Here is a 24,333-nt window from a genome sequence, read left to right as displayed (position 1 = left end):
CCTGCCTATCTTTCCCAGACACCCTTTCCAGACAGGCGTGTCCGGTCATGAGCATCTTGCAGGCTCAGCGCCGGCCCTTTGGGAATGATCCCGGTCGGGTTGATGGTGCGATGGCTTGCGTAGTAGTGACCTTTGATGTGTTCAAAGTCGACCGTCTCGGCAATGCCCGGCCACTGATACAGCTCGCGCAGCCAGTTGCTGAGGTTCGGATAGTCCGCAATACGTCGCAGATTGCATTTGAAGTGGCTGTAATACACCGCATCAAAGCGCACGATGCTAGTGAACAGGCGTACATCGGCCTCTGTCAGGTGTCCTCCGGCCAGATAGCGCTTCTCGCCCAATAGCTTTTCCAGTGCGTCCAGCTCGTTGAAGACATCGTCGAATGCCTCTTCATACGCACCTTGCGATGTCGCAAAGCCTGCCCGATACACGCCGTTGTTGACGTTCGGATAGATCTGCCCATTGAGTTCGTCGATGGTCGGCTTCAACGCTTGAGGATAAAAATCCAGCGTATTGCCGGTCAGTTCGTCGAAAGCCGAGTTGAACATGCGGATGATTTCTTCCGACTCATTGCTGACGATGCATTGCTGCTGCTTGTCCCATAACACGGGCACCGTCACGCGCCCGGTGTAGTTCGGATCGTCTGCGGTATAGCGTTGATGAAGGTACTGCAGCCCGTCCAGTGCATCGCCGCTGGAGCCTTTCTGCTGATCGAAGGTCCAGCCGTTTTCCAGCATCAGCCAACTGACCACGGAAACCTCGATAAGGCTTTCCAGCCCCTTGAGCTTGCGCACGATCAGCGTCCGGTGGGCCCAAGGGCAAGCCAGCGATACATAAAGATGGTAGCGGCCAGCTTCAGCGGCAAATCCACCTTTGCCGGAGGGGCCCGGTTGCCCATCCGCGGTTACCCAGTTACGACGCAGAGCTTTTTCGCGCTGGAATGCGCCGTCTTTACTGCTTTCGTACCACTGGTCTTGCCAGCGTCCTTCGACCAGAAGGCCCATGTCTGACTCCCATTACTGAATGATGAAACTTGGAGGTCAGTCAAGGCGCATAGGTTCGACCTGAAAAGCGCAGGATTATGAACGTTGGTTATCGTCATGGCCGATAGATCAGATGCTCTTGTCGCGGCGATCCCAAAACACCCGGGCTTGCTCAAACGCCTCTTCACGAGCGACGCCCAGACCGCGCAACGCGAGCGCCATGGTGGAGATCAAGGCCAACTGCGGGTAACTGTCCTCGATTTCGCCGCGCCACAATGCCAGCAGTTGTTGTGGATCAAGTGTGGCCGGTTTGACATGGCGGCGTGGGGAGAGGGCAGGCCACTCTTCGTCCCAAGGCTGCCCTGCGGTGGTGCCATACAGGTGGCTGATGGTGTCAGGGTTGATCTCGATTTCACCGCCGTCGCCCTTGACCACAATGGCGTTATCACCCAGCAGGCTGCTCGCATCTCGGTGCACGCTCTGGTAGCCCGGGTGAAAGATACTTTGCAGGCCGCAACGTGCCTGAAGCGGATTGAGAATGCGTGCCAGCGAATGAATCGGCGAGCGCAGCCCCAACGTGTTACGCAAGTCGATCATGCGTTGCAACTGCGGTGCCCAGTCCGCGAGCGGTATGAACGCCAGGTTGCCTTGTTCAAGCGAGCTGTCTACCGCTGCCCAGTTGCGGCACAGCGGTATATTCAGCAAACCCAGCAGCTGTTCGGTGTAAAGGCGCCCTGCGGTATGCGCACCACCACCATGCAGCAGGATTTTCACGCCGTTCTGCGCGAGGCATTTGGCTGCCAACAGGTACCACGGCAAATGGCGCTTCTTGCCGGCATAGGTTGGCCAGTCGATATCGACCTTGATGGGCGGGGCGTTCAAGCGTTCGCGCAGCGCTTCAGTAAAACCGGCCAGTTCCTCGGGGCTTTCTTCCTTGTGGCGCAGCAGCATCAGAAACGCGCCGAGTTGGGTGTCCTCGACCTTTTCATCGAGCAGCATACCCATTGCCTCGCGTGCTTCTTCGCGGGTCAGGTTACGCGCGCCGCGTTTTCCTTTGCCCAGAATGCGTACGAAAACAGCAAAAGGGTGTTCTTCCGGCGTTTCAGTCACCAGCGATGTGTAGTCGTTCATATGCAATTGGTCGGCTTTGGCAGGCCCGCCAGCTTGGCGGCGAGTTTGGCGGGAGTGCCGTTGAACAGGCGATTGAGGTGCAGGCTGTTGCCTTTTTCCGTGCCCAGCTTGAGGGCGGTGTATTTGATCAGCGGCCGGGTGGCCGGTGAAAGCTGAAACTCTTCATGAAAATCCCGCAACAACAGAAGAATTTCGATATGTTCGGGACTCAGAGCGATGCCTTCTTCGGCCCCCAGCGCATGAGCGACGTCCAGCGCCCAGTCGTTGAGGTCCTCAAGGAATCCATCCTTATCCAGTTTAATGCTGCGTCCGTCCACAATCAGCTGTTTCATAACCAGGTATTGACCTTGTCAAAGCGCAGCGACAGTTGCACGAAAGTCGGATAGTCGACGCTGCTGACCCCAGCAGGAAGCGACAGGTTGCGTGCCTTGATGTCTTCGTCGAGGGCAAACAACTTCAATGAGCCGATCACTGCCTGCAGAGCGTTCAGCGGCGCGCTGGAGGGCGTCAGCGCATAAGTGGCATCGCCACAGAGCAATACGCCGTCGTCATTGCCCAGCACGCGCAGGCAACTGTCCAGGCGGGTATCGGCAAACGGCGAGTGAGAGAGAACGTGCAATGTAGCCATCAGATCGTGATCACCTCGTCGTATCGATCAAAAAGCGCCGACAGCTCGGAGCGTGTCGACAATTGACTGATCTCATCGCTCAAGGCATCGGCAGCGATGCCTCGTTCTGCCAGGCTGTGGGCGCAGGCGTAAAGAGCTTCTACACCGAACATCGGCAAGGCTTTCAGGTTGGCGGTGAGGTCTTTTTGTTGTAGTGCCGTCGGCGATTGCTGTGGCACCAACTGAAATACGCCGTCATCCAGAAACAGCAGGCCGACCGGCAGATCGAATGCGCCACCCGCCAGCACGATGTCCAGCGCCTCTCTGGCGCCGGGGCCTGACCAGGGTGACTGACGGCTGACAATCAATAATGACCTGGGCATTTCACGGCCCTCCAAAACAGATCAGGCGATCAGCCGATTGCACTGCATCGTGCAACTGACCCAGGCCGGATAATTGCCAAGGCTCATGCAGGTTCGCCGCTGGCCGCTGGTAACGTTCGGCCTCTTGAGCATCGAGCACACCGCGGCGCAACGCTGCAGCAATGCATACCACGCCATCCAGATCATGCTCGACGATGAAATCACGCCATTGCAGCGCCATATCCTGTTCGTCCTGAGGCGTCACGGCATTGGCCGACGCGCTGTGTACGCCGTCCTGATAAAAAAACAACCGGACAATTTCGTGCCCGCCTGCAAGCACGGCGTTGGCAAACAGCAAGGCACGCCGCGAGGAGGGCGCATGGGCGGCGGAAAAAAGCGAGATGGCGAATTTCATGATCGGCTCTGCCAACGAAACATGCGTAATGATAAAGAATTCATGGCCGAGCGTGTGAGTTTGGCGTGCTCAGGAGAGACATTTGTATAGCGACCGGCCTGCTACATGGGCACATCGGCCTTTCACTGATTGATAACGGTTAGACATCAATCGATGAAAACATAGCACTTATCGTTTCAAAGTGTGTCCGGCAGACTCCTCGATCACAAGCGCTGACAAGCACTCTAATAAGATCGCTGGAGAACATTCATGCAAGGCTCTACCCCTCGACAAACCGCGTCTGCCCGATCCCGGGCCGGAGCAGTATTCCGCGTTACTTCAGGCAACTTTCTCGAGCAGTTCGATTTTTTCCTGTTCGGCTTTTACGCCACTCAAATTGCCTCTGCCTTCTTTCCCGCGAGCAGTGAATTCGCCTCACTGATGATGACGTTCGCGGTCTTCGGCGCGGGCTTCCTGATGCGTCCATTGGGTGCGGTGATTCTGGGTGCCTATATAGATGATGTCGGCCGCCGCAAAGGCTTGATCGTGACCCTGTCGATCATGGCCAGTGGCACGCTGCTGATTGTGCTGGTGCCCGGCTACGCGAGCATCGGACTCTGGGCGCCAGCGCTGGTTTTGCTGGGAAGGTTGCTGCAGGGGTTCTCCGCAGGGGCCGAGTTGGGCGGGGTGTCTGTCTACTTGGCCGAGATGGCCACACCGGGCCGCAAGGGGTTCTACACCAGTTGGCAGTCAGGCAGCCAGCAGGTGGCGATCGTCGTTGCTGCAGCGCTGGGTTACGGCCTCAACCAGTGGATGGCACCTGCCGCTGTTGCAGACTGGGGCTGGAGAATTCCATTCGCCATCGGTTGCCTGATCATTCCGTTCATTTTCATACTGCGCCGCAGCCTGCAGGAAACCGAAGAGTTTGCGACCCGTTCTCACCGTCCAACCATGCGGCAAGTGTTTGCGACGCTGTTGCAAAACTGGCGTGTGGTGATCGCAGGGATGCTGATGGTTGCAATGACCACCACCACGTTTTACCTGATCACTATCTACGCGCCGACCTTTGGCAAAACCGTGCTGAACCTGAGCACCTCCGATGCGCTGCTGGTGACCTTGCTGGTCGGTGTGTCCAATTTCATCTGGCTGCCCATTGGCGGCATGCTGAGCGACCGTTTCGGGCGCAAGCCATTGCTGGTGGCAATGACGTTGCTGACCATCGTCAGTGCCTACCCGGCGTTGTCCTTTCTCGCGCAGGCACCAAGCTTCGGTCATATGCTGGAAGTGCTGCTGTGGTTCTCGTGCCTTTACGGTTTGTATAACGGCGCAATGATTCCTGCGTTGACTGAAATCATGCCGGTAGAGGTTCGCGTAGCCGGGTTTTCTCTGGCCTACAGCCTGGCGACCGCCGTTTTTGGTGGCTTTACCCCGGCCATATCGACCTGGCTTATCCATTTGACCGGAGACAAGGCTGCGCCTGCCTACTGGATGACGTTTGCCGCGCTGTGCGCGCTGGGCGCAACCCTGGCGTTGTACCGGCACATTTCAGCTCGCCCGCAATTGGCTGTGTAATAAAGGAAAATGAATATGAAAATGTTGCATAAACACTCACTGGCACTGTTGTTTCTGGGCTGCATAGCTGCCAGCGCGGCGGCTCAGGCTGAAGAACTCAAGGTCATGACATCCGGTGGCTTTACCGCTGCTTACACGTTGCTTGGTCCTCAATACGCGGCGTCTTCGGGTGACACTCTGGACACCATTCTCGGCCCGTCAATGGGCAAGGCACCCGAGGCGATTCCAAACCGTCTGGCCCGAGGTGAGCATGCCGATGTGGTGATCATGGTCGGCTATGCGCTGGATGATCTGATCAAGCAGGGTAAAGTAGATCCGGCATCGCGGGTCGAACTGGCCGATTCACGTATCGGCATGGTCGTGAAGCAGGGCGCTGCCAAGCCTTCGATCGGAACCGATAGCGAACTGAAAGACACGCTGCTCAAAGCCCGCTCGGTTGCGTATTCTGACAGCGCCAGCGGCATGTACATCGAGAAGGAACTGTTCAAAAAGCTCGGCATTCAGCAACAGTTGGCGCCAAAGAGCAAAATGGTCGAGCGGATTCCAGTCGCCTCTGTGGTCGCGAAAGGCGACTACGAGCTGGGCTTTCAGCAGGTTGCCGAGTTGTTGCCGATTCCCGGTGTGACATTCGTGGCAAAGATCCCGGAAGACGTCCAGTCGGTTACGCGTTATGCCGCCGGCATTCCGGTCAATGCCGAGCATCCGAAGCAGGCGAAAGCGTTGCTGAAGTATCTGGCATCACCTGAAGCGCAGGCTGCCGTGCAGTCGACGGGGCTGGATTCAGTTCCCGATTGATCGAGACGGCATTTTTCGCACCAGTCGCTCCAGCTCCAGCGCAGCGGGCGTCAATGTTCGCCCGCGGCGCTTGATAAGCCCGACATTGCGGACCACCTCAGGTGCGACCAATGGCACGCTGACCAGAAACGGGTGAGCGGTCATTGGCATGGCGATCGACGGCACCGCTGCCACGCCAAGCCCGGCCTCCACGAGGCCGATCATGGTTGTGACATGCCGCGTTTCACAGATGCTTTCCTTGTGCGGTCGCGAAGATGCCAGCGCCTGATCCAGCACAAGCCGGTTACCCGACGTGATGTCCAGAGCAATGTAGTCGTGGCCATACATCTGTTCCCAGCTGACGCTTTCCTGACCGGCGAGCGGGTGATCGCGCCGGCAGGCCATCACGTAGCGCTCCTGCAGAAGCAGCTCGAACTCTACTTCCGGGGCCAGGTTGCCGCTGAAACTCACTCCGAAATCCGCCTCGCCAGAGGCAACTGCACTGTTTACCTCATTGGCGCTGGCGTCCATTACCCTGATTCTGATCTTCGGGAACAGCTCATGGAACGCGCTGATGACAGTAGGCATGAAGTAGTAGGCGGCTGACGGCACGCAGGCAATGGTGACGTTGCCCATCCTGGTCGAGCCGAGCTCGCCTATGGTCATCAAGGCAATATCCAGATCGTCCAGAATTCGCTCGACCTGCGGCAGAAAGGCACGGCCGACGGTGGTCAGGCTGACCTTGCGCGTGGTGCGTTCGAACAGTTTCACATTCAGCGCGGACTCAAGCTTTTCTATACGACGGCTGAGTGCAGGCTGGGTGATCTGCACGGTATCCGCTGCCTTGCGGAAGCTGCCGTTCTCGACCACCGCGCGAAATGCCTGGAGGTCGTTGAGGTCGAAATTGATGGGCATTGCCTGGCCAGGTTATTGATACGTGGGGGGCATCAATATATCAGACCGGGCCGGCCAGGCCTTGAAGCCGCGTAGTGCGTGTACCTGCTGCACCTCGATACGCCGGCTTCCAGTTCACGCCACCTGGCACATCGACCAAACCCCGGAAACGACAAAGCCCTGAATAATCAGGGCTTTGCGCTTTTTAATATGGCGGAGGCATAGAGATTCGAACCCTTATACAAGGTAGCCCCTATATCACTTTAGTTTTCAGGACTCAATCCCTTCACTTAGTTATGTGTAAAGCATAACAAAACCGGGCTTTTCAGGGAAGAGGAATTACTCTCCGCAGCATGCAGCCGGTTGCATGCTAACCATTAATCGAGAGGATCACGGAGGAAGCCCCTATACTCCCATGATGCAGCAGTACAGGCGTGAACGATACCTTCCCCGAATATTGCTCCCATGAATTGATGATAGATAACTAGTGGATTAATTTCATGAGCTAGAGTGCGCTAGGATTAGGGTATTTTCCCAGCTGCTGGTGGACAGACTTTGCGATGCTACCTAGACCAAGGTGTGATCGCCATCCGCCAGTCTGCTTCCAATTCGAGGGGTTACCATGGACATTTCAAAAGCTCGACTCGACAGTTTGGTGAGCCGACTTTCCGAAGGTTTAAACGTTGAAATCAAAACGTGGATTGATCCCAAGGCAGATGAAAGCGTCGCCAAGATCACCAAAGCCGTTATAGCCCTGTACAACCGCAATGGCGGTTATTTGATCATAGGGTTCGACAACAAAACCCTACTCCCAGATATGCAGGGGGCCTCGGATGATGTAAAGGCATCGTTTCACGTCGATGTAATTCAGGGCATCGTTTCAAAATATTCGTCAATTTCAATCGAGATAAAGGTAGGGTTCGTAGAGCTCCAAGGGCTGCTGTATCCGGTGATTGCTGTACCTCAAGGGGTAACGGTACCTGCAGCTGCAACGAAAGATCTGCATGGGCCGGATCGCAAAAAACCATTAATACGGGAAAATACTATCTACTTTCGCACCCTCGGTTCGAATGGCACCCCCAGTACGTCCGCAATCAAAGCAGCTGACTGGCGCGATCTTCTAGAGATCTGTTTTGATAATCGAGAGGCTGATATTGGCCGATTTCTCAGACGCCAGCTGGGTAACGAGGGAGCGAATAACTTCAGCTTGGCACTTAGAAGCTCAACCCTTGAAGATCGCGCGCGCTCAGTCCTCCAGGAAGGTGCACGTTCGCGCGAACTGTCAATCGAGACACGCAAACTGGATGCTTCTGCCCAAGTACTTTTGCAAAGGGGGATTTGGGAAGTCGGCTTGGTTTTCGATCCGCCCAAGGACATCGAGGACTCCACCAAGGACTTCTTGGCAAAGGTTGAATCCGCTAACCCTCAGTACACCACATGGCCTGCCTGGCTGGTGACTTCAGGCTTCCGCAATCCAGATGACCGGCCCTACAAGCGGGAAACTGCATGGGAATCCTTAGTCGTTAGTTCGAGTGGCGAGCACCTTGATTTTTATCGTATGCATGCGCAAGGACAGTTCTACCAATCACGAATATTGCGGGACGATCTGACTTCTAAGGTAAAACCATGTACTGCCTTAGATCCGCGCTTAGCAGTGTATTTTGTGGCCGAAGTCATCGCGGTGGGCCTTCGTTTCGCGGAAGCATTGGATTTCGGCGCTGATGCCAAGCTTGGCCTCATGTTTCGCTGGAACGGCTTGCGCGGACGCCATATTGATCATTGGGTTGATAACGGCTTCTATTCGCCACATCACGAAACCCGTGAAGACTCCATCGAAAGCTATGTCGAGGTGCCGGCTGATACTCCAGCTAGCAGTATTGCTCCTTACGCTCAGCGCGCTATCTCAAGGTTGTTTGGAAGCTTTGCTGGTTTCGAGCTGAAATCCGATGAGATTGAGATTGAGGTTAACCGACTGCTGAAACGTAATTGAAATGAACTCAGGGGCTGTATTCAAGCTTAAAGTTGAGCACGTGGATCCGAGCACGTGTAGTACGCTGAGGCAGGTGCCCAGCTTTGATGAATGGGTCTTGTTCCGCCATTCCTAGCGCATTATCTGGATGAGCTTCGCCCAGCGTCAATGACGAAAGTTGGCCGCTCCAGGCTCAACTGGTGGGTTCCTTGATCGACCTAGACGGCTGCGCTACATGCATCGGTTTGGCATCCATCAGCTTCAGCCCAGTGGTCGTCGAAACCCTCACCGACCACCCGAACGAGGCGCCAGCTTTTCAGTAGAGCCCGATTTTTTCCAACTACCCTGCGCTGAGTCTTGGTTCAAAATGAACGACTTAAAATTCGTTCAGTTAGGCATCATAAAGTCGGATTAGCGAAATATTGCGATACGTCATAGTAAGCCATCATTTGATGGTAGGATCCAATTTTTACCATGGAAGGACTAGGCGGATGAAGGCGCTTATTGACGTTGTACCGACTGCAGAGCAGCTTGCCCTTTTTTCTCGGGTCACCTCTGGGGTTGATGTAATCCGGGGTGCTGCAGGCAGCGGTAAGACGACTACCGCCTTGCTAAAGCTGCGTACCAGCGTGGCATTTTATCTTAACCGTGCTCGGCGTCAGGCTGAACCGCGGCCGGTGAAAGTCCTGGTGTTGACGTTCAATAGAACGCTACGAGGCTACATCAACGAACTGACACAAAGGCAGCTTGGCCGAGAACCGTTGATATCGCTCGAAATCGCCACCTTCAACAAATGGGCGCAGAATCTAACGGATACGCGCAACATCCTGGATCTTGACGAAGCGTCTGCGCATCTTGGTTCGCTGGCGACTCTGTCAGGCCTTGACTCTGAATTCGCAGTCGAAGAAGCCCAATATGTTCTGGGTCGATTCCCCATCGCTGATCTGGACGACTATCTTTCTGCGCGTCGAGATGGTCGCGGTGTGACGCCGCGCATGGAGAAACCTGCTAGACAGGTGCTTCTCGATCGCGTCATTCGCCCATACCTCAATTTCAAGCAGGAAAGCGGCAGGGTAGATTGGGGCGACTTGGCATGCGAGCTATCCAACACTCAGGTTGAACAGTATGACGTGATCGTTGTGGACGAAACTCAGGATTTTTCGGCCAACGAGATACGCGCTGTGCTCAATCAGCGTTCCGCAGATGCTTCCGTGACCTTCGTTCTAGATAGCGCGCAACGTATTTACGCCCGCAATTTTTCTTGGGTCGAGGTTGGGGTAAACCTGCGTCCGGAGAAAAGCCACACACTGCAGACCAATTACCGGAACACTCGCCAGATTGCTCGCTTCGCCAGCGCCATGCTCTCAGGCCTTCCAATCGATGACAATGGGACGATGCCCAATTATGCCAGTGCACGAGCAGATGGCTCTAAGCCGATCGTATTGAGGGGGTCGTATCTCAATCAGGTTCGTGGGGCCATTCAGTTTCTTCGGGGCATTGACCTCACTGAGCAATCTGTGGCGTTTTTACACTACAAGGGCTGGTTCAGGGATTTGATCCCAGCATTGAACCGAGCAGGCTTTCCATTCGTTAGTCTGACCGGTTCTCCAATCTGGCCGGAAGGCCCAGAAAACATCGCCTTGTGTACCCTTCATTCCAGCAAAGGGCTAGAGTTCGATCACGTCATCATGATTGGCTTGGACGGATCCGTACTCCGCGTGGAAGTGCCTGATGATGAGGATCAAATCGACGTGGCCGAGCACGAACCCTCCGCGCGCCTTCGCCGTCTGGTTGCCATGGGGGTGGGGCGGGCGCGAGAAAGCGTTTTGATTGGATTCAAGCCCTCCGATACGCCGGACATCATGCATTTTGTGGACGACGATTTATATGAAGGGAGAGACGTATGACCATCCAGCTCTTGACCGCAGAACGAGGTATCGAGTCCATACTCCATTTCACTAGCAATAGTGGGGCTCTAGGGGTTTTCGCCTCGCGCGCGCTCAAATCCCGCCAGCGTTTGAATGCAGATCAGCAGCTCAAGCATATCTTTCAGCCAAACGCACGGTTTCGAGACAAGGACGTAGCTTGGCTAGACTATGCGAATCTTTCTATCAGCCAAATCAACACCGCCTTTTTCAAAACCTGCTCGGGTAGCTGGCACAAGGAAAAAGATTTTTTCTGGTGCATCCTCGATTTCTCACCGAGCATCATGCTCCATGATGATGTCTGGTTCACTACGACCAACAATATCTATACGGGGGTCAAACGTGCGTGCGGGGTGGAGGGCTTGGAGGCTGTTTTTCAGCCGACGACCCATCAGTATCAAGCAAATTACGTACGTCGCCCTGCTGATCATCCGAGCAATCTCCCCACGTGCTACCAAGCCGAGATCCTGTACCCGCAAGAGCTTTCGACAGATTATTTGCAACGCATATACGTGCGTTGCGACAATGATACCGATGAGCTTGCAGGCCAGATGGCTGCAACGAGGCACCCCCAAGTGGAAGTCGTGGTTAGACCAGAGCTGTTTGAAGGTATCAGGTGAGCGAAGCAATGTCAGAAAATAGGCTGAAACGCACAATTTCCTCGGCGCTATGGGCGGCCTACGGTGACGCTCTAGGGTTCCCAACGGAGCTTGCTTCCGAAAACCTCGTCAAGGAACGATTGGGCCATCCACGTGCCACGCGCACTGAACAATGGAAACGTCTTGTTGGTGGGAGATTCGGTGCGCAGGTATCTCTGCCGGCCGGGGCATACTCCGACGATACTCAGCTTCGCCTATCAACGAGTCGCGCGATTTCTGGACAAGGCTACTTCGACGTTGAAGCATTCGCCAAGATCGAGCTACCTATCTGGCTGGTTTACGCATTGGGAGCCGGACGAGGAAGCAAAGCCGCAGCGAGTTCGCTTTGCAATAGAAGCACAAACTGGTTCAGCAATTTCTTCAAAGGGTATGAAAACGGCGGAGGTAACGGCGCAGCAATGCGTGTTCAACCTCATGTGTGGGCTGCCTCAGATCTCGGTAACAAGCCGTCGTATCTGGTCGATGTAATTCGCAACGCCGTTTGTACCCATGGACACATGCGCGGCATCGCGGGGGCCGTGGTGCACGCCGTATCCTTGGCCTACGTTCTGGAATTCAATCGAGTCCCGAGCGAGGTCGAGTGGCTACAGTTCACTGACGATATCAAAAGCATTCCTTCTCTGATCAGGAGTGATTCGGAGCTGGCGACTTTCTGGGCACCTACCTGGGAGAAGGCTAGTAATCAATCGCTCCAGAGCGCGATCGATAAGGTGGCTGCGGAATGGGAAACCTCGGTGCGCAGTGCTGTGAACTGGCTGGGGAACGGATCTTTGTCGCCGGCAGAGATTTATGTCTCAATCGTCTCCGGTGATAAGGGCCTGAGTAACGAAGAGCGAGGCTCTGGATTAAAGTGTGCGCTATTTGCCAACGTTGCAGCGCTTTTAGGCCAGCGTGTAGGGTCTCAGGAGATCATTGAACAGGTCGTGAATCTGTTTAACAGCGACACTGATACGATCGCCACGATGGCAGGCGCCCTGATCGGGGCTGCGCATCCGGAGTCCAAGTATTTAGGTGAGATCCAGGATGAAACGTACATACAATTCGAAGCGAAACGCCTTTACGCAATAAGCCAAGGCACGCGCGCCGAAAGCTTTACGTACCCTGACATGCTCTATTGGCAGGTGCCGAGGGCGGTAATTGATTCGCTAGCTGAAACTCTTACGGGCTTGGAGCTGCACGGCCTGGGCAAAGTAGTCCCACTCGGTAACGTCTACTCTGGCAAGCAAAAAGCTACTGCCTGGCAGTGGTTCTCTGGTAATTGGGGCCAGACTGTCCTGATCCGTCATCGCCTTGGCCTTACAGGCAGCGAGAATGTGCCTGCGGGAGATACCCGGCGCGCAACTCGCCCTTCGAGCAATACAGCCGATATGTTCGACGAACCCCAGCCCGCAGTAGAGAAAAAAGAAATGGCAGCGCTCGGGCGATTTAGCCATTCAGAGGCTGCTGTAATTAGCCCTGCAGTGAGGCGAGCGGATCCTGTTGGTGAAGTGCGGGCGCCTCAAGAGTCCGAGGTTCCTGCGCAGACTGACGAGCTCGAAAGCTGGGGGGAAGTGGATACACAGGCTCCCGACTTAGATGCCCTGACAAATGAGGCAATCAAGACATTTGACCCGACTATGATTGGTCAGCACCTGCTCGACTTGGCAGAGCTTCCCAATGGTGTGTATCTCTCCGTAGCTTACACTTCAATAATTGCCAAGGCCAGAATCGTCCGTCTTCGCCATAAGCGTAAGGAGCACTCTTAACGGTTATTTGGGGTATCTACGGCACCTATGGAATGCCGGACGCTCAGCATGGACTGGGCGTAGGTGCCTTACCGAAGCCAGCAATCGAGGCGGCCCGGCCGGTGGCTGGTGCCGTTTGCATTTGCAGGGCAGGGCAGGGATGGAAGGTTTTTTGTGCCGTTTTCTGCATCCGTATCGATTCAGGCTGCTGCCTTGGCGTTAGACACCGCTCTGGCTTAGGTTGCTGGTGAACCGTAGCATGTGCATGCTAGGTTGAACGAGTCTACGACCGGCCGCTGCTCGTACTCATCATTGGCCGAGACATGAGTACATGTTCGGCCCTAGCGAGAGGCTAGTGCTTGGGTACGTAGAGGATGTATAGCGCTGATGTGGCAAGGTGGATCGGGAGGAGTAGGGCGCTCTCGCGTGAGACCGCCCCATACAGCATTTGCTATTCGTAAAGCTTGGTACTGTTATAGAACGGATGGTCGTCATCATGGAAGTTCGTATAGAAAGGTATGCCGTCACATCTTAGGCTATCTCGCACGGTGAAGTAGGTGGCATTGACCTGAAACTCAATGGCCAAGGCCTGCGCAACCTTCTTGCAATAATGCTCCGCAAATCCCTCTGGAAATGAGTCGAAGTTGGCAATATCCAATAGATAGCGGCCTTCGGTGCTGACAATAACCCTGTTGGTAGCTAGCAACGCTCTGACCAGCTCCGAGCCGTTGTCTGGAATCCACACCCAGGATTTTCCGTACCCATCATCTCCATCCGCTTCTTGATGATCTACTGGCGCAAAGATCGTTTCGATGATGGCGTCGACCCTAGCGTTGATCTCGTTTGCGCGCTCCTCGGAAATAGAGAAGTAGGGCGCCAAGTCAATCGAGTGCTTGTTGATAAGATCTGACACTCGATTCGGATCTCGAATGTCACCCTGCTGTTCAACGGCGCATAGTGGTATCACAAAACGAAACATCGACCTATGGATGATCTCGGCGTCCACTAAGGTCAAGATGTCATGCACGATTCTCGGCACATCTTCCTGATCCTGTACTAATACGCCCATCCCGCTGACGCTCGTGTGTCCAAAGTCGAGCCCCGGTATTTCCCCTAAAGTTTCGACCAGGGAGCCCTGATCTTCTGGGTCAAAGTGGGACTGAGTACCTCGATAAGGCCAACGCCACTCACGCTCATGCGTCCAGTCAATAGTTCGGTCGTCCGCGATGCTATAGGCAACGTAGCGATACTGTTCTGCCAAGGGGAGACGGTCGATTTCAATGATCCTGAAAGGAGCGGTGTCTTGGCGCTCTCTGGCGTCCTGGCTTAAACCATAGATAACCGGACGAGCACCCAGACCGAACATTGCAGCCTTTGGAATCATGAAGGCGTATCGACCAACGTTTTCTCCGCGCGCTAGACGTTCGTTGCTCGATTGAACAAACGCAGCCAGCGGCATATCAGTGAAGCAGACCGCAGGAGAGCGACCGTAAATCGTTGGGCGTTCATTTCGGTACGACCAGGTTGCGAAGATCTTGTGGTGACGCAGCGCGCAGCGCATGAGGAACAAAGAATCTAGTACCTGAGACTCGGCGATATTGTTAAATCGGGCGTGTTCTGGAAAAAGGATGCCCTCAGAGCTCGCTTGGTCGACGTCCCTGAAAAAATGGATAAGGTAGTCAGAAAGATCAAATCTGATGTTATTCAGCATTGTGCATCCTGAGGTTATGCTTCGGTCAAACCAGCGTAGCAGAGGACTTGCTTACTGCAATAGATCCATTGCGACCTAAGGCACTGTTCAACCTCCAACGGTATCAAGCGGGCACGACGCCTACCGAATCTTGAATTATGAAAGCAGCCTAGGCTGAACGAGATGTGCTCAAGGAGGAAGTGCGGTCTATTCTTCCGTCATCGCTCCGCCACTACGTCACTTCGAAGTTCTCATTGACGCATTTGTCGTGCTTATCGAGCGTCTCGGAGACGTAGGCGTTCTGCCAAATTTTTCAAGAGCGTGGGCTTAATCATGCCCAGACAGGCGGGATAGGTGTTGAACTCGATATCAAGCTAAATGGTGTCCGAATCCGTTGGGGAACTCATTACACTCACCTAAAAAGTGGAGGTGGCACAAGTGCCCTAGCTGCTGTGAGGATTTTCTACCAATTCCTTATTTCGGCCCCCATCTCGACACCGATTTATCAAGTACAATCGAGCTTGGCTCCTGAGGCTGAATTCAAGCTTGGGGGATTTATCATCAAAAGTAATTATTATATTACCTAGTCAAGTACCCATTCTTCTTTTCAAAATGGCCAATCGTTAGTTTACGGGCCTCTAGGGCTGCATAAGGATGAAGTTGTGACTTACGAACCTACTCAGAAGGTTAATCCGTACCGTCTTACTGCCAAACAGCATACATTTCCTAAAACCAGCATCGCTCGTTTCGCCGGAAAGAAAGGCAACGTTGACCTGTTCCTAAAAGTTGCACACAAAGCAATCCGGGTAAAACCATCAAATGAGCTTTTCTGCGCTGCCAGAGTTTGGGATCACCAGGCGGAGACGGGCTTCATGAAACAGATCGAAGACAAATTTCAGGCACTTGCTGGTCGAATACTCGATGATGGGCTCGTGTCTTTTTGCGAAGCCGAAATAACCATCATGAATGAATTTTACTGTCTATGGAACATCCGCGCAATCCACAAGCAGAACAGGGTTAAGGATCAGGCCATCGACCAAAAGAATGTGGTCGGGCTTTTTCGTGTATATACCAAGGACGAACAGGAGTACTTGGAGCAGCAGGGCATCAGTACGATCCGAGAAGACTACACCATTGCCGGCAGGTTTCTGGCCAGTCCAAACATCAAATTGGAGCTTGTGAGGACGGCGAGCGCGATGGGGGGCTTTAACTGGAATATCCTGTGCGCAGAGGAAGGAGAATTCATTGTGCCGGACAACGCCAAGCGCATGCCAATAGTGCCGCTTAGTCCGACAGTGTGCCTGCGGTATGGGTCAACCAAGCCTCCGAAACCGCTGGAGCGGCTTAAGATTGAGGAGGTGGCGCGCGTCAACCGGGCTGCCATTGACGCCAGCCACGACTATTACTTTGCCCGCGACTTATCTCTTTGTCCCGGTGAGGGCTCATTCGGATAGCCGGCCGATATCGGTGTAAGCTCCCAGCATTTGATGACAAATGAAAGGCGGCGTGCTTAATCCGGCAGGTCGCAGGCATTAGGATGAGGTCGGACGACAAAGAAACGGCATAGCCGGTGGCTGGGTTTACGACGGCCGCACTTAACGGGGTAAGTCTTTGCGCCTGCCTGTTTGTGCTTAGACCGACGGCCAACCGGTTTAGCTTGCTCTTGGCCCAGGCATAGCTCACGGCTACAGGTTCACCAAGACGAATTGTGTAGAACTCATGGCGGCTGCTAGTGATAGCCTTGGAGCACCATTTAGCTGTTGAGAAACTAAAATGTTGATAGCCCCACAGCTGGACAGCAAAGTCATTTCTGTTCAGATCCAGATCGCTGAAGAGATGCTGAGGGTGGCACGGGACGAGCTTGAAAATGAGCGAGTACAGATGGCTGCGGCGCAGGCTGGTGAGTTGCGAGCTAAGGCCTTGATTGAGTGTCTTGAACGGACTGATGAGCGTCGAAACGTCTTGTGCCCATTTAATTCATTCCGAGATCGCTACCTCTCAGTCGGTTTTGGCGGGGTTCAAGCACAGGCGCTAGAGAAACATATGGACTACCTAGGCGTGGTGATTTCCCATGCTCGATCTAAAGAAGGTGAAGTATGCAGATTAGAGGAGATGGTGGCGCTGCTGGAGAAAGACATCAGTCAGTTGAAAATCGTTATAGGTCATGAGTTTAGTAATTTCTACCATTATTTCGCAACTAAGGGTATTTGGTGGGGGCAGAGTGCATTATGCAACCCAAGCCTTTAAAGTAAGGGACGCTACCTCTTGAATCCGCCGGACAAAGTTTGGTAGATGCCAAGCCCAATGTTTAGTCCGAAAAATTGCAGGCACCCACTGCGCTGTCTACTATGGATGGCATGGTTTAGGGTAGGCCGCCGCTCACTCTGTGGGCGGGAAGCGGATTTAACATCTTGAATCAACAGCCAGTTAATACAATGCCAAGTGCGCTCTGAGAAATGGTCAAGGTGCTTAAGGCAATTGCGCTTGCTCTGGGCACGTTGGTCTTCTCCTAGTCTTCGTTGCTGTCAGCGAGCGGCCCGTATTCTACGCTGCTAACAGCGTGCTATGAGTGCTGGATTACAGGCCAATGCGGGTAGCGGGTAAGCCGTAAACCACTAATGACTCGCACAGGAAACGATAACTACATCAGTGCCAATGCCTCTGCACCGTCGACCTCGGAATCCCCAGATCCCTCGCGACTTCCACCTGGGTTAACCCCCGTTTTTTCAGTTCCTGGACTTGCGAGCGCGTAAGGGCAGCCCGCGCGCTGGTCGGGTGAGGGCTATCGGTGTTTTGCGCTGACGCCGGCGGCACCGTATCGATCAGCCCAAGACGTTCCAACTCGTCAATTGCCTGCATCAGTACAGCTCTCGGCGTCTCGCCCAAATCAGAGGCCGCCGCAGCAGCCAGCAGGGCAGAAGGTGACAAGCCGAGCGCAAGAGCCAGGTCTCCAGCGACCTTCACTGTTGGGCTTGTTTTGCCAGCTTCGAGTTGACTGACGTGGGACGCAGCCACCGCGCCGCTGACCTCTTTCTGGTTAAGCCCTTTTGTCACGCGTATCCATCTTAACGCTGCAGCGAAGCCTTCATGTATAGACATTCTGCCGTCTCAAAAGCTGACGGTATGCCGCGTTTGCCTATGACCGAACAAATCTATATATTTACTCGATCGGACATACAGCCATCATTTGCGTGCCTTGTTGCGTCCTTGGTGATGCTAGGCCTTCGACGTCAAGACATCTGGCGAGACCTCATGCCGGATCTCTCAAGGCTGAAGCGACGATGCCACGCATAGAAACTCACAGCACAACGGAACAGGCACAAAGGAAGGCCAAATGTCAGATCTGAAGAAAATCAGCGTGACGATCAAGAATTATGAGGCTCACGCTTCCCAAGCCGCTGCGACTGTTTACAAAAAAGTCAGGCTCTTGGATGAGTCTGGCAGAATCTTTTATTACAAAGACCTGATCGTTCCGAAGTACTTGGAACGCAAGGGGGCAATGGCCCAAGATGTGCCGAGAACTTGGTTTATCAAACACATCGGTAAATCCGCAGTAGTGGTGGTTGCTTTTGAAACCAAAGGCCGGACGGTCGAATACGACCTTGATGAAGTCCGCGACCTTGCAAGATCCGGATTTGTGGCCGGAATCATGTACGGGGTTTTAGCGATCCCAGCTGGGTTCATTGCTGGTATCGCCACGTTCGGGTTAGGGCTGGCGATCATCCCCCTGGGCTTGTATTTTGCCTACCGGAACATTTTCAAAATTCCGGCAAGTTTGAGTCGCAAACGGCTCTTGGATGATTTGTCATCTCATGGTGTGAAAGTCGGTGAGGGCTGGGCGAAGTAGGGCTGGTCGGCACATTCACTGGCAGTGCCCAATGATACATACAATTTTGCCGCGGATAGGGTTAAGAAAAAGCTTAGGTAGACTTGGGCGTTCTAATATTGGGGGGGGCATTCGTGCTCTTGGATTGACCGAATGGGTCTGGTTGCTGGCCCTGCTGACGGAACTGGAGGAGCCTATCCGGCTCTGACCGGTTGGATTATGAAGAGCGCTGAAACGCCCTTCATTCTCGATTGACCCTCAGGCGTGCTGCTCTGATATGCCCCGTGCCGCGGCACCAAGGCTCCTCCGCGAATTCGAAATTAGCGTCTGATACCTACCCGCATTTCACTCCTCCCGCCAGTATCGCGTCACCGTCAATTTCCCGAGGCCGAGCATTCTTACAACATCTACATGCCTGTGCCCTGCAGCTTTGAGTTTCTGCACCTCCGCACGCGTGTTTGCTGACTTCTGTGAAACCGGATGATCTGACTTGGGGGAGTATTGAGAAATATCCACGTCCAGCAGCCCGAGAGACTCCAGTTCTCTAATGGCTTCGTTAAGAACCTCACGGGGCGTGATCTTGTCGTGCACCGCTAGAACCGTTGCCACGAACGACGTTGTATTCATCCGCATGGCTTGTGCGACCTGCCGCGTCGTCTCCAACGTTGCGCTGTTTTTGCCGGATTCCAACTGACTGATTCGGGCCTGACTAAGGCCAGTGGACACGTCCTGCTGCAGGAGCTTGTGGTGTGCTCTAACGAACTTCATCGCTGCTGCGAACGCTTGGTTTAGCGGCATCATGGGTGTTCTAGCGCAAACGAAATGATATGCCGCGTTTGCTAATACTCACTCAAATCTATATATTTAATTGATCGGGCTTGGTGGTGGGCTGCTACTGCTACAGCGATGTCCGGATGCCGCACTCGCTCCGGATTGGGCGCCGAGGCGATGGCTGAAACCGGATGGCCAAACATCAATTATCTGATAAATCGAATTTAAACACGTCTTCTGGTAGCGGCACATGAACATCTCTGTGCCATCGGTCAAGTGGGCTTGCCGACATATCACTGAGCATTGGGAGTGCTGATGAAGCTTAGGATCTACTCCGACCTGCACCATGAGTTCGTCCGCTTCGATCCGCCGGCGCTCGAAGCAGCGGTCGACCTTGTGATCTTAGGGGGTGACATCAACAAGAGGGCGAGGGGAGTGAACTGGGCTAATGATACGTTCGCCTGCCCAGTCGTGTACGTCTGTGGCAATCATGAGTTCTACGATGGGCACATTGATCGGACGCTAAAAAAGATGAAAGATTCAGCGGCCGGCCATGTGCACGTGCTCGAAAATGAAACCCTGGTGCATGGCAACGTCAGGATCTTAGGTACCACTGGATGGACAGACTTTTCATCAAGCGGCGACCAAATGGCGGCCTCCAGCATGGCTAGAGCATCTATGAACGACTTTAAATACATCCGCATCGAAAATTACCGACGCCTTCGCCCGGACGACCTGATCAGTCGAAACCACCGGGCAGAGAAATGGCTAACCGAGGAACTCTGCAAACCCTTCAACGGCAAAACGATCGTGGTCACTCACCACTCACCCTCACCAGCTGTGAGCGGATATAAGCATCAAGGGCATCTTACTGCAGCGTACACCAACGACTGGCCTCACCTCATAGAGCAAGCGGATCTCTGGGTGTTTGGACACACGCACGAAGCTGTAGACATCGAGCTGGCAGGCTGCCGAGTTGTCTCTAATCCGCGCGGATATCCCGGTGAGTCAACGGGCTTCGATCCCTTATTTGAAATAGAGATCTAAGGAGCGCCTGCATTTGAAATCAAACTTAACGGCAGCTCCTGGCGGCGCACCTTTACGATCCGAATCGCCGGAAAAGGTTGACCTGCCAGGGGAGGTTGTCCAGGCGATGTTGCATGACTGGGGCGTCTTGGTGGACGCCTATCTGGTGAATGCGGCCCGCGTTGGAACTCGCTACGCTGCAACGGTTTTTTGCGACCAGTCGGGAGCATTGCTAGACGGTATGACAGTAGCAACTCGCCCGGTGCGTCAGGTCGATGTCCGCGGAGGCTTCAGATTGCTCCAGACAGTTGATGGTAGGGATTACTACGTCCTTGTGACCGAGCAGGGAGCTGGGGGGCGAATACATGGCCACGGTAGTTGATTGGCCAGCAGAAGTGCACGCTGCGGCATCTATCAAATTCGTAGCACCGATAGGTGCTTTTTTGTGGAGGTCGAAGGTCGACCACCCCTGCCTAATCTGCCGGGTGTACATGGATCTGAGTGGTAGATTTCAAGATGGCGGTTTGATCCGGGCGTCCCAAACCATTGGGGGGGCCGGAGCAGCAGGCTGGACGATTGCGACTACTTTCTAGGGCAGTCATTACTTACTGATTGGAGATGAAGGCGATGCCGGTTTTGCATTGGGCAGGCTTCTGTTTGCTGGCTCAGTAGGCCACGACACTTTGCACTAGATACGCTCTTGGCGGGAAAGGTTGAGCGCTTGTATGGGGCTCGCTCCGTTGAAGAGCCTAGCGCGTGTTTCAGAAAGACTGAATGAAAGAAGGAGCGACGATGGAGGACTTTGATGTAGGTCAGATGATTGGCCCAAGCGCAGTCATTGCAGGAGGCCGAATCGAGCTTGATGAGGCGATTAGGATTACCGAAGAACAATTTCCAGGCCGAAGCTTTTGCATCTTAGGCGAGTGGGTGTGGCTTGACCTAGACGCACCTGATCTTGTTGTAGAAGAGCTGGCGGCCGAAGGGAAGAAGCCAATCATGCTGCTGGTCTTTGACACACTGTACGACAGCTCGACGATGAGCAAGTCGCGTTGGTTTCGTACGACGCCGATGATTAGTTTTACTGACGACATGTTTTTCCAAACTGAAAAAAAGCTTTATGTATTGCTTGGGAATGGGCGCCGGACGTGCATGTCTTTGTCAACTGTCGTGCGTTTATTTTGAAGCGAAGGGGGACGTGGGTGATGACTCTGCTCAGCGTTGATGACAAGGAGCTAACCAAATGATTGCGGCGGTGGTGCTCGATGCATTCGGGACGATCGTTCGGATCAAGCGCCCGACTAACCCTTACCGGCAGTTGATCAGGGAGGGCCGTCGACAAGGGGTTGTTCTAGGCTCAGAAAGCATCGGTCTTGTAATGACGACAAACCTGCCATTCGAAGAGATGGCGTCATTTATAGGCATCGAACTAACCCTGCAGCAGAGAGGGAAAATGAATCAGGCATTGGAGCGGGAGCTTGCGTCAATTCAGGCCTATTCCGATGCTGTTGAGGCAGTGTCACGCCTACGAGACGCAGGGCTGAAGCTCGGTATCTGCTCGAACCTAGCCGCCCCTTACGGCCCTGTTGTAAGAGGCCTGTTCCCGAACCTAGATGGGTACGCTTTTAGCTTCGAGCTTGGTGTTGTAAAGCCCGAACCCTCAATTTACCGATCGATTTGCAGCCAAATGGACGTCGAGCCAGGGCATGTATTTGGCGGCGAGCGGGGGCGGGTAGTGATGATTGGTGATTCCAAGAGATGCGACCAGGATGGCCCGAGGTTGGTCGGGATGATGGGGCTTCATCTAGATCGTAAACGTCAGGGGGCAATCAATGACCTTCGACAATTCGTCGAACTGGTGATAGACCACATTCGTTAATTCGGGGCGGTCGCTGATGTAGAACATAATGAAGAATGTCAGGAAAGTGGTGTAACCCCGCCAGAATGATGTACAGAAATCAGGCTTTGTCTGCACGGGGATTAGTGCATAGCTACCTGACATACGAACGCTGCCCTGTAACCACTGATCTGTTCGCGCATCACTAGGGAGATGAGGTACGTTCAGCTAGATAGCCTTTGTACTGCGGTTGAGACTGTGTGCCATCTAGTTTCTGGTAATCCAGGTCTTCATTGTCCAGCCCGTCCAGTCCCTGAATGCCACCTATTAGAGCCGGCCAGTCTTTGCGCTTGGCGGCAGCGACCACGGAGGGTTTAAAGTACTCATCCAGCGGCCGCCGGATTGGGTCTAGGATTTCTGCGCTCAGAGCCGCCAGATAGTCGTCTTTGGTGGTCTGGCACCAGTCGACGCTGAAGCCCGCTCGATAGCTGAGTTCCGTGAAGATAAGAAGAATGGTTCTGCCGTTGCCATCAAGGAAGGGGTGAGCCAAGGCGAGCAGGCCCATAACCTCACCAGGCCTGTCCTTAAACCGAGCGTGGTTGTTCGCCAAGGAAACTGCATAATCAGCGGCGCGGACGATATCTTCAGCGTCAGCAAATTCGGTGTAGCCTTGCTCACCTTTTCTCCCTTTGCTGATTCGCAGGTCAGGCGTCACTGCCATTCGATCTTGCCCAGCCCACGGGTAAATGTCCTGAAACAGTATTCGATGCACATCAAGGATGGATGCGTAATCGACGTCCTTGAGATGGGCAAGATGGCCAAGCGCCTGTTCGATGTTCGCTTCGAACGAGGAATGCTCTAGGCGCTTAACGGTGTTGAGATCGGTCAGCTGGAAGCGGTTTCGCAGATAACCAGCAGTCTCGAAATCACCGAAAGGGTCAAAATTCACGCCTTAAGCTTCTTCTTAGACTTGGATTTGCTCGCGCTTTTTTCCTTCAGGTATCGCACCTGCATCGAGAGCAGGTCGGATGTGCTCATCACACCTTTTCGCTTCAAATTCACCAGCAGCTGTTCAACAGTATCCAGAGCAACTGTGTCGCCGGACAAGGAAGTGATGCATCTAGCCATGCGGCTGACGCTGTCCCGCTTCGCAGTTACTTTGTGAACCTTAGCCAAATGGCGGACTTCACTGGCGACGCTTTTGGTAGCTGATCGAGTCATTAAGCGGCTCTCTTACTTGGTACAATATCATTCTACATTACTCCGAGATTTTTGGTGCCACTCCGCACGCAACGAGTTGCGGCCCAAGACGTCTAGGCCCTCTGATCGACCTCGCATAGGGTTGGTAATGCTCTGCATGACGATTCTCTATCTGATCGTTCGACCGAGTAAGGCCCAGCGAGGCGTTAGCGCTTAAGGTAGCCGTCCGATTGAAGGTTTTCCATGAGATGGACGATGCTTGATGTGCCCGTTATTGGGAGCACAATCGCGGAGTAATCCAAGAGCCATTTCAAAGCCTCCTGGGGCGTGACGGTGATTCCTCTACATGGTTGAGACGGATCGAGGGACTTCCCAGCTCCCAGTGGAGAGTAAGGTATGAAGGCAACACTCTTGCTCTCACACCAAGCCACTATTTCCGCCGATCCAGTTTGAAGGAGATTAAAGGGGTTCTGAACAGCCGCGATCGGGACAATCGAACTCGCTTCTTCGAACTGGACGATGCTTACTTGGACATTCCCAGAGCTTTGATTTTCCCCTCTTGCCGCATCCGCTCAAGCTCTCCAACCTGATCTGATAGAGGGATAGTGGGGGCTACCCTGTGTAAATAGTAAAGGTCAATCGCCTCTACATTGAGCCGTCTCAAACTCATCTCAACGCATTGACGCAGATAGGCCGGTGCACCGCATGGTGTCCAGCGTCCAGCGTCCAGCGTCCAGCGTCCAGGCCCTTGCCGCGTAAAGCCTCCTTTCGTCGCGATGATCAAGTCATCCGGATAGGGAAACAAAGCACTTCGAATCAATGGTTCCGCGACGTCGGGCCCGTATGCGTGGCTAGTGATGAACGGTTACGAGGCAGTTGTTTTTCCAAGGAGAGGCGAAGCTGCTTTTCAAGTTCGATCGCTGACATGGGGGGAGCGCTAGGCTCCAGGCGCCGGATCACTGCGGATGATCTTTGGAGCACGGTAGACGTTT

Annotated in this window: 26 protein-coding genes; 12 read left to right on the top strand and 14 right to left on the bottom strand. The window is 54.0% G+C overall.

Features of this window, described 5'->3' with window-relative positions; genetic code table 11:
- Nucleotides 1-5: 5 nt before the first annotated feature.
- From POR16_RS14395 to tusD, 6 genes are all read right to left on the bottom strand, one after another.
- Nucleotides 6-1,004 (bottom strand): glutathione S-transferase family protein, encoded by a 999-nt coding sequence (locus POR16_RS14395; RefSeq protein ID WP_005892735.1) that lies wholly within the window; start codon nt 1,002-1,004, stop codon nt 6-8.
- Between the two features lie 108 nt (nt 1,005-1,112).
- Entirely contained in the window at nt 1,113-2,114 is a 1,002-nt protein-coding gene (locus POR16_RS14390) for a glycosyl transferase family protein (RefSeq protein WP_005892738.1), read from the bottom strand.
- The gene (locus POR16_RS14385; protein WP_005892740.1) at nt 2,111-2,446 is read right to left on the bottom strand and encodes a TusE/DsrC/DsvC family sulfur relay protein; all 336 of its coding nucleotides are present in this window, start codon (nt 2,444-2,446) and stop codon (nt 2,111-2,113) included. The genes POR16_RS14390 and POR16_RS14385 overlap by 4 nt, the downstream gene beginning before the upstream one ends.
- Entirely contained in the window at nt 2,443-2,742 is a 300-nt protein-coding gene (gene tusB, locus POR16_RS14380) for a sulfurtransferase complex subunit TusB (RefSeq protein WP_005892742.1), read from the bottom strand. Before tusB ends, POR16_RS14385 begins: the two co-directional genes overlap by 4 nt.
- Nucleotides 2,742-3,104, bottom strand: a complete 363-nt coding sequence (gene tusC / locus POR16_RS14375; protein ID WP_005892744.1) for a sulfurtransferase complex subunit TusC — start codon at nt 3,102-3,104, stop codon at nt 2,742-2,744. The genes tusB and tusC overlap by 1 nt, the downstream gene beginning before the upstream one ends.
- Before the next feature lies 1 nt (nt 3,105).
- Nucleotides 3,106-3,498 carry a sulfurtransferase complex subunit TusD gene (tusD, locus tag POR16_RS14370; protein WP_005892746.1) on the bottom strand — a complete coding sequence of 131 codons (393 nt, stop codon included), beginning with the start codon at nt 3,496-3,498 and terminating at the stop codon, nt 3,106-3,108.
- Between the two features lie 249 nt (nt 3,499-3,747).
- Between tusD and tcuC the strand changes: the two genes are divergently transcribed.
- Nucleotides 3,748-5,049 (top strand): MFS transporter, encoded by a 1,302-nt coding sequence (tcuC, locus tag POR16_RS14365; RefSeq protein ID WP_024689656.1) that lies wholly within the window; start codon nt 3,748-3,750, stop codon nt 5,047-5,049.
- Nucleotides 5,050-5,064: 15 nt separating this feature from the next.
- A complete protein-coding gene (locus tag POR16_RS14360) occupies nt 5,065-5,844 on the top strand; it encodes a substrate-binding domain-containing protein (protein ID WP_005892752.1) in 780 nt (259 codons plus the stop codon).
- Here the strand turns inward: POR16_RS14360 and POR16_RS14355 are convergent.
- On the bottom strand, nt 5,830-6,738 hold the full coding sequence (locus tag POR16_RS14355; RefSeq protein WP_005892755.1) for a LysR family transcriptional regulator: 909 nt from the start codon (nt 6,736-6,738) through the stop codon (nt 5,830-5,832). The genes POR16_RS14360 and POR16_RS14355 overlap by 15 nt on opposite strands.
- Before the next feature lie 601 nt (nt 6,739-7,339).
- On the opposite strand from POR16_RS14355, the gene POR16_RS14350 reads away from it, so the two are divergent.
- The 4 genes from POR16_RS14350 (at nt 7,340) to POR16_RS14335 (ending at nt 13,015) form a co-directional block, all read left to right on the top strand.
- The gene (locus POR16_RS14350) at nt 7,340-8,707 is read left to right on the top strand and encodes an AlbA family DNA-binding domain-containing protein (protein WP_005892758.1); all 1,368 of its coding nucleotides are present in this window, start codon (nt 7,340-7,342) and stop codon (nt 8,705-8,707) included.
- A gap of 470 nt (nt 8,708-9,177) precedes the next feature.
- Nucleotides 9,178-10,593: an AAA family ATPase gene (locus tag POR16_RS14345; protein WP_005892763.1), complete on the top strand. Its 1,416-nt coding sequence runs from the start codon at nt 9,178-9,180 to the stop codon at nt 10,591-10,593.
- A complete protein-coding gene (locus tag POR16_RS14340) occupies nt 10,590-11,231 on the top strand; it encodes a DarT ssDNA thymidine ADP-ribosyltransferase family protein (RefSeq protein ID WP_005892765.1) in 642 nt (213 codons plus the stop codon). The genes POR16_RS14345 and POR16_RS14340 overlap by 4 nt, the downstream gene beginning before the upstream one ends.
- The gene (locus POR16_RS14335) at nt 11,228-13,015 is read left to right on the top strand and encodes an ADP-ribosylglycohydrolase family protein (protein WP_234887613.1); all 1,788 of its coding nucleotides are present in this window, start codon (nt 11,228-11,230) and stop codon (nt 13,013-13,015) included. The genes POR16_RS14340 and POR16_RS14335 overlap by 4 nt, the downstream gene beginning before the upstream one ends.
- Nucleotides 13,016-13,445: 430 nt before the next feature.
- On the opposite strand, the gene POR16_RS14330 is transcribed toward POR16_RS14335, so the two are convergent.
- Nucleotides 13,446-14,705 (bottom strand): DUF4427 domain-containing protein, encoded by a 1,260-nt coding sequence (locus tag POR16_RS14330; RefSeq protein WP_005892769.1) that lies wholly within the window; start codon nt 14,703-14,705, stop codon nt 13,446-13,448.
- 641 nt (nt 14,706-15,346) lie between these two features.
- On the opposite strand from POR16_RS14330, the gene POR16_RS14325 reads away from it, so the two are divergent.
- On the top strand, nt 15,347-16,138 hold the full coding sequence (locus tag POR16_RS14325; protein WP_005892770.1) for a hypothetical protein: 792 nt from the start codon (nt 15,347-15,349) through the stop codon (nt 16,136-16,138).
- A gap of 319 nt (nt 16,139-16,457) precedes the next feature.
- Nucleotides 16,458-16,931 carry a hypothetical protein gene (locus tag POR16_RS14320; RefSeq protein WP_005892771.1) on the top strand — a complete coding sequence of 158 codons (474 nt, stop codon included), beginning with the start codon at nt 16,458-16,460 and terminating at the stop codon, nt 16,929-16,931.
- A gap of 399 nt (nt 16,932-17,330) precedes the next feature.
- On the opposite strand, the gene POR16_RS14315 is transcribed toward POR16_RS14320, so the two are convergent.
- The gene (locus POR16_RS14315) at nt 17,331-17,783 is read right to left on the bottom strand and encodes a helix-turn-helix domain-containing protein (protein WP_005892772.1); all 453 of its coding nucleotides are present in this window, start codon (nt 17,781-17,783) and stop codon (nt 17,331-17,333) included.
- Nucleotides 17,784-18,018: 235 nt separating this feature from the next.
- Between POR16_RS14315 and POR16_RS14310 the strand changes: the two genes are divergently transcribed.
- Nucleotides 18,019-18,531: a hypothetical protein gene (locus POR16_RS14310; protein ID WP_005892773.1), complete on the top strand. Its 513-nt coding sequence runs from the start codon at nt 18,019-18,021 to the stop codon at nt 18,529-18,531.
- Nucleotides 18,532-18,855: 324 nt separating this feature from the next.
- Here POR16_RS14310 and POR16_RS14305 read toward each other — a convergent pair whose 3' ends face one another.
- Nucleotides 18,856-19,311: a helix-turn-helix domain-containing protein gene (locus tag POR16_RS14305; protein WP_051126731.1), complete on the bottom strand. Its 456-nt coding sequence runs from the start codon at nt 19,309-19,311 to the stop codon at nt 18,856-18,858.
- A gap of 285 nt (nt 19,312-19,596) precedes the next feature.
- Between POR16_RS14305 and POR16_RS14300 the strand changes: the two genes are divergently transcribed.
- The 3 genes from POR16_RS14300 (at nt 19,597) to POR16_RS14290 (ending at nt 22,183) form a co-directional block, all read left to right on the top strand.
- Complete coding sequence (locus POR16_RS14300; RefSeq protein WP_005892775.1) at nt 19,597-20,328, top strand: metallophosphoesterase; 732 nt, start codon at nt 19,597-19,599, stop codon at nt 20,326-20,328.
- A gap of 753 nt (nt 20,329-21,081) precedes the next feature.
- Nucleotides 21,082-21,489, top strand: coding sequence for a DUF6957 family protein (locus POR16_RS14295; protein WP_234887612.1), 408 nt, complete (start codon nt 21,082-21,084; stop codon nt 21,487-21,489).
- Between the two features lie 58 nt (nt 21,490-21,547).
- Complete coding sequence (locus POR16_RS14290) at nt 21,548-22,183, top strand: HAD family hydrolase (protein WP_005892781.1); 636 nt, start codon at nt 21,548-21,550, stop codon at nt 22,181-22,183.
- 163 nt (nt 22,184-22,346) lie between these two features.
- On the opposite strand, the gene POR16_RS14285 is transcribed toward POR16_RS14290, so the two are convergent.
- The 4 genes from POR16_RS14285 to POR16_RS27090 form a co-directional block, all read right to left on the bottom strand.
- Nucleotides 22,347-23,090, bottom strand: coding sequence for a Fic/DOC family protein (locus tag POR16_RS14285; RefSeq protein WP_005892782.1), 744 nt, complete (start codon nt 23,088-23,090; stop codon nt 22,347-22,349).
- Nucleotides 23,087-23,362: a hypothetical protein gene (locus tag POR16_RS14280; protein ID WP_005892783.1), complete on the bottom strand. Its 276-nt coding sequence runs from the start codon at nt 23,360-23,362 to the stop codon at nt 23,087-23,089. The genes POR16_RS14285 and POR16_RS14280 overlap by 4 nt, the downstream gene beginning before the upstream one ends.
- A gap of 185 nt (nt 23,363-23,547) precedes the next feature.
- Nucleotides 23,548-23,826 (bottom strand): aldo-keto reductase family protein, encoded by a 279-nt coding sequence (locus POR16_RS27095; protein WP_420220140.1) that lies wholly within the window; start codon nt 23,824-23,826, stop codon nt 23,548-23,550.
- Nucleotides 23,827-23,864: 38 nt separating this feature from the next.
- Nucleotides 23,865-24,146, bottom strand: coding sequence for an aldo/keto reductase (locus POR16_RS27090; protein ID WP_420220139.1), 282 nt, complete (start codon nt 24,144-24,146; stop codon nt 23,865-23,867).
- Nucleotides 24,147-24,333 lie beyond the last annotated feature (187 nt).

Origin of the sequence: Pseudomonas coronafaciens pv. oryzae str. 1_6 (assembly GCF_000156995.2) — a bacterium.
Lineage (GTDB): Bacteria > Pseudomonadota > Gammaproteobacteria > Pseudomonadales > Pseudomonadaceae > Aquipseudomonas > Aquipseudomonas tremae.
Note: the sequence above shows the minus strand (reverse complement) of the source record. Positions and strands in the feature narration are given on the sequence as shown.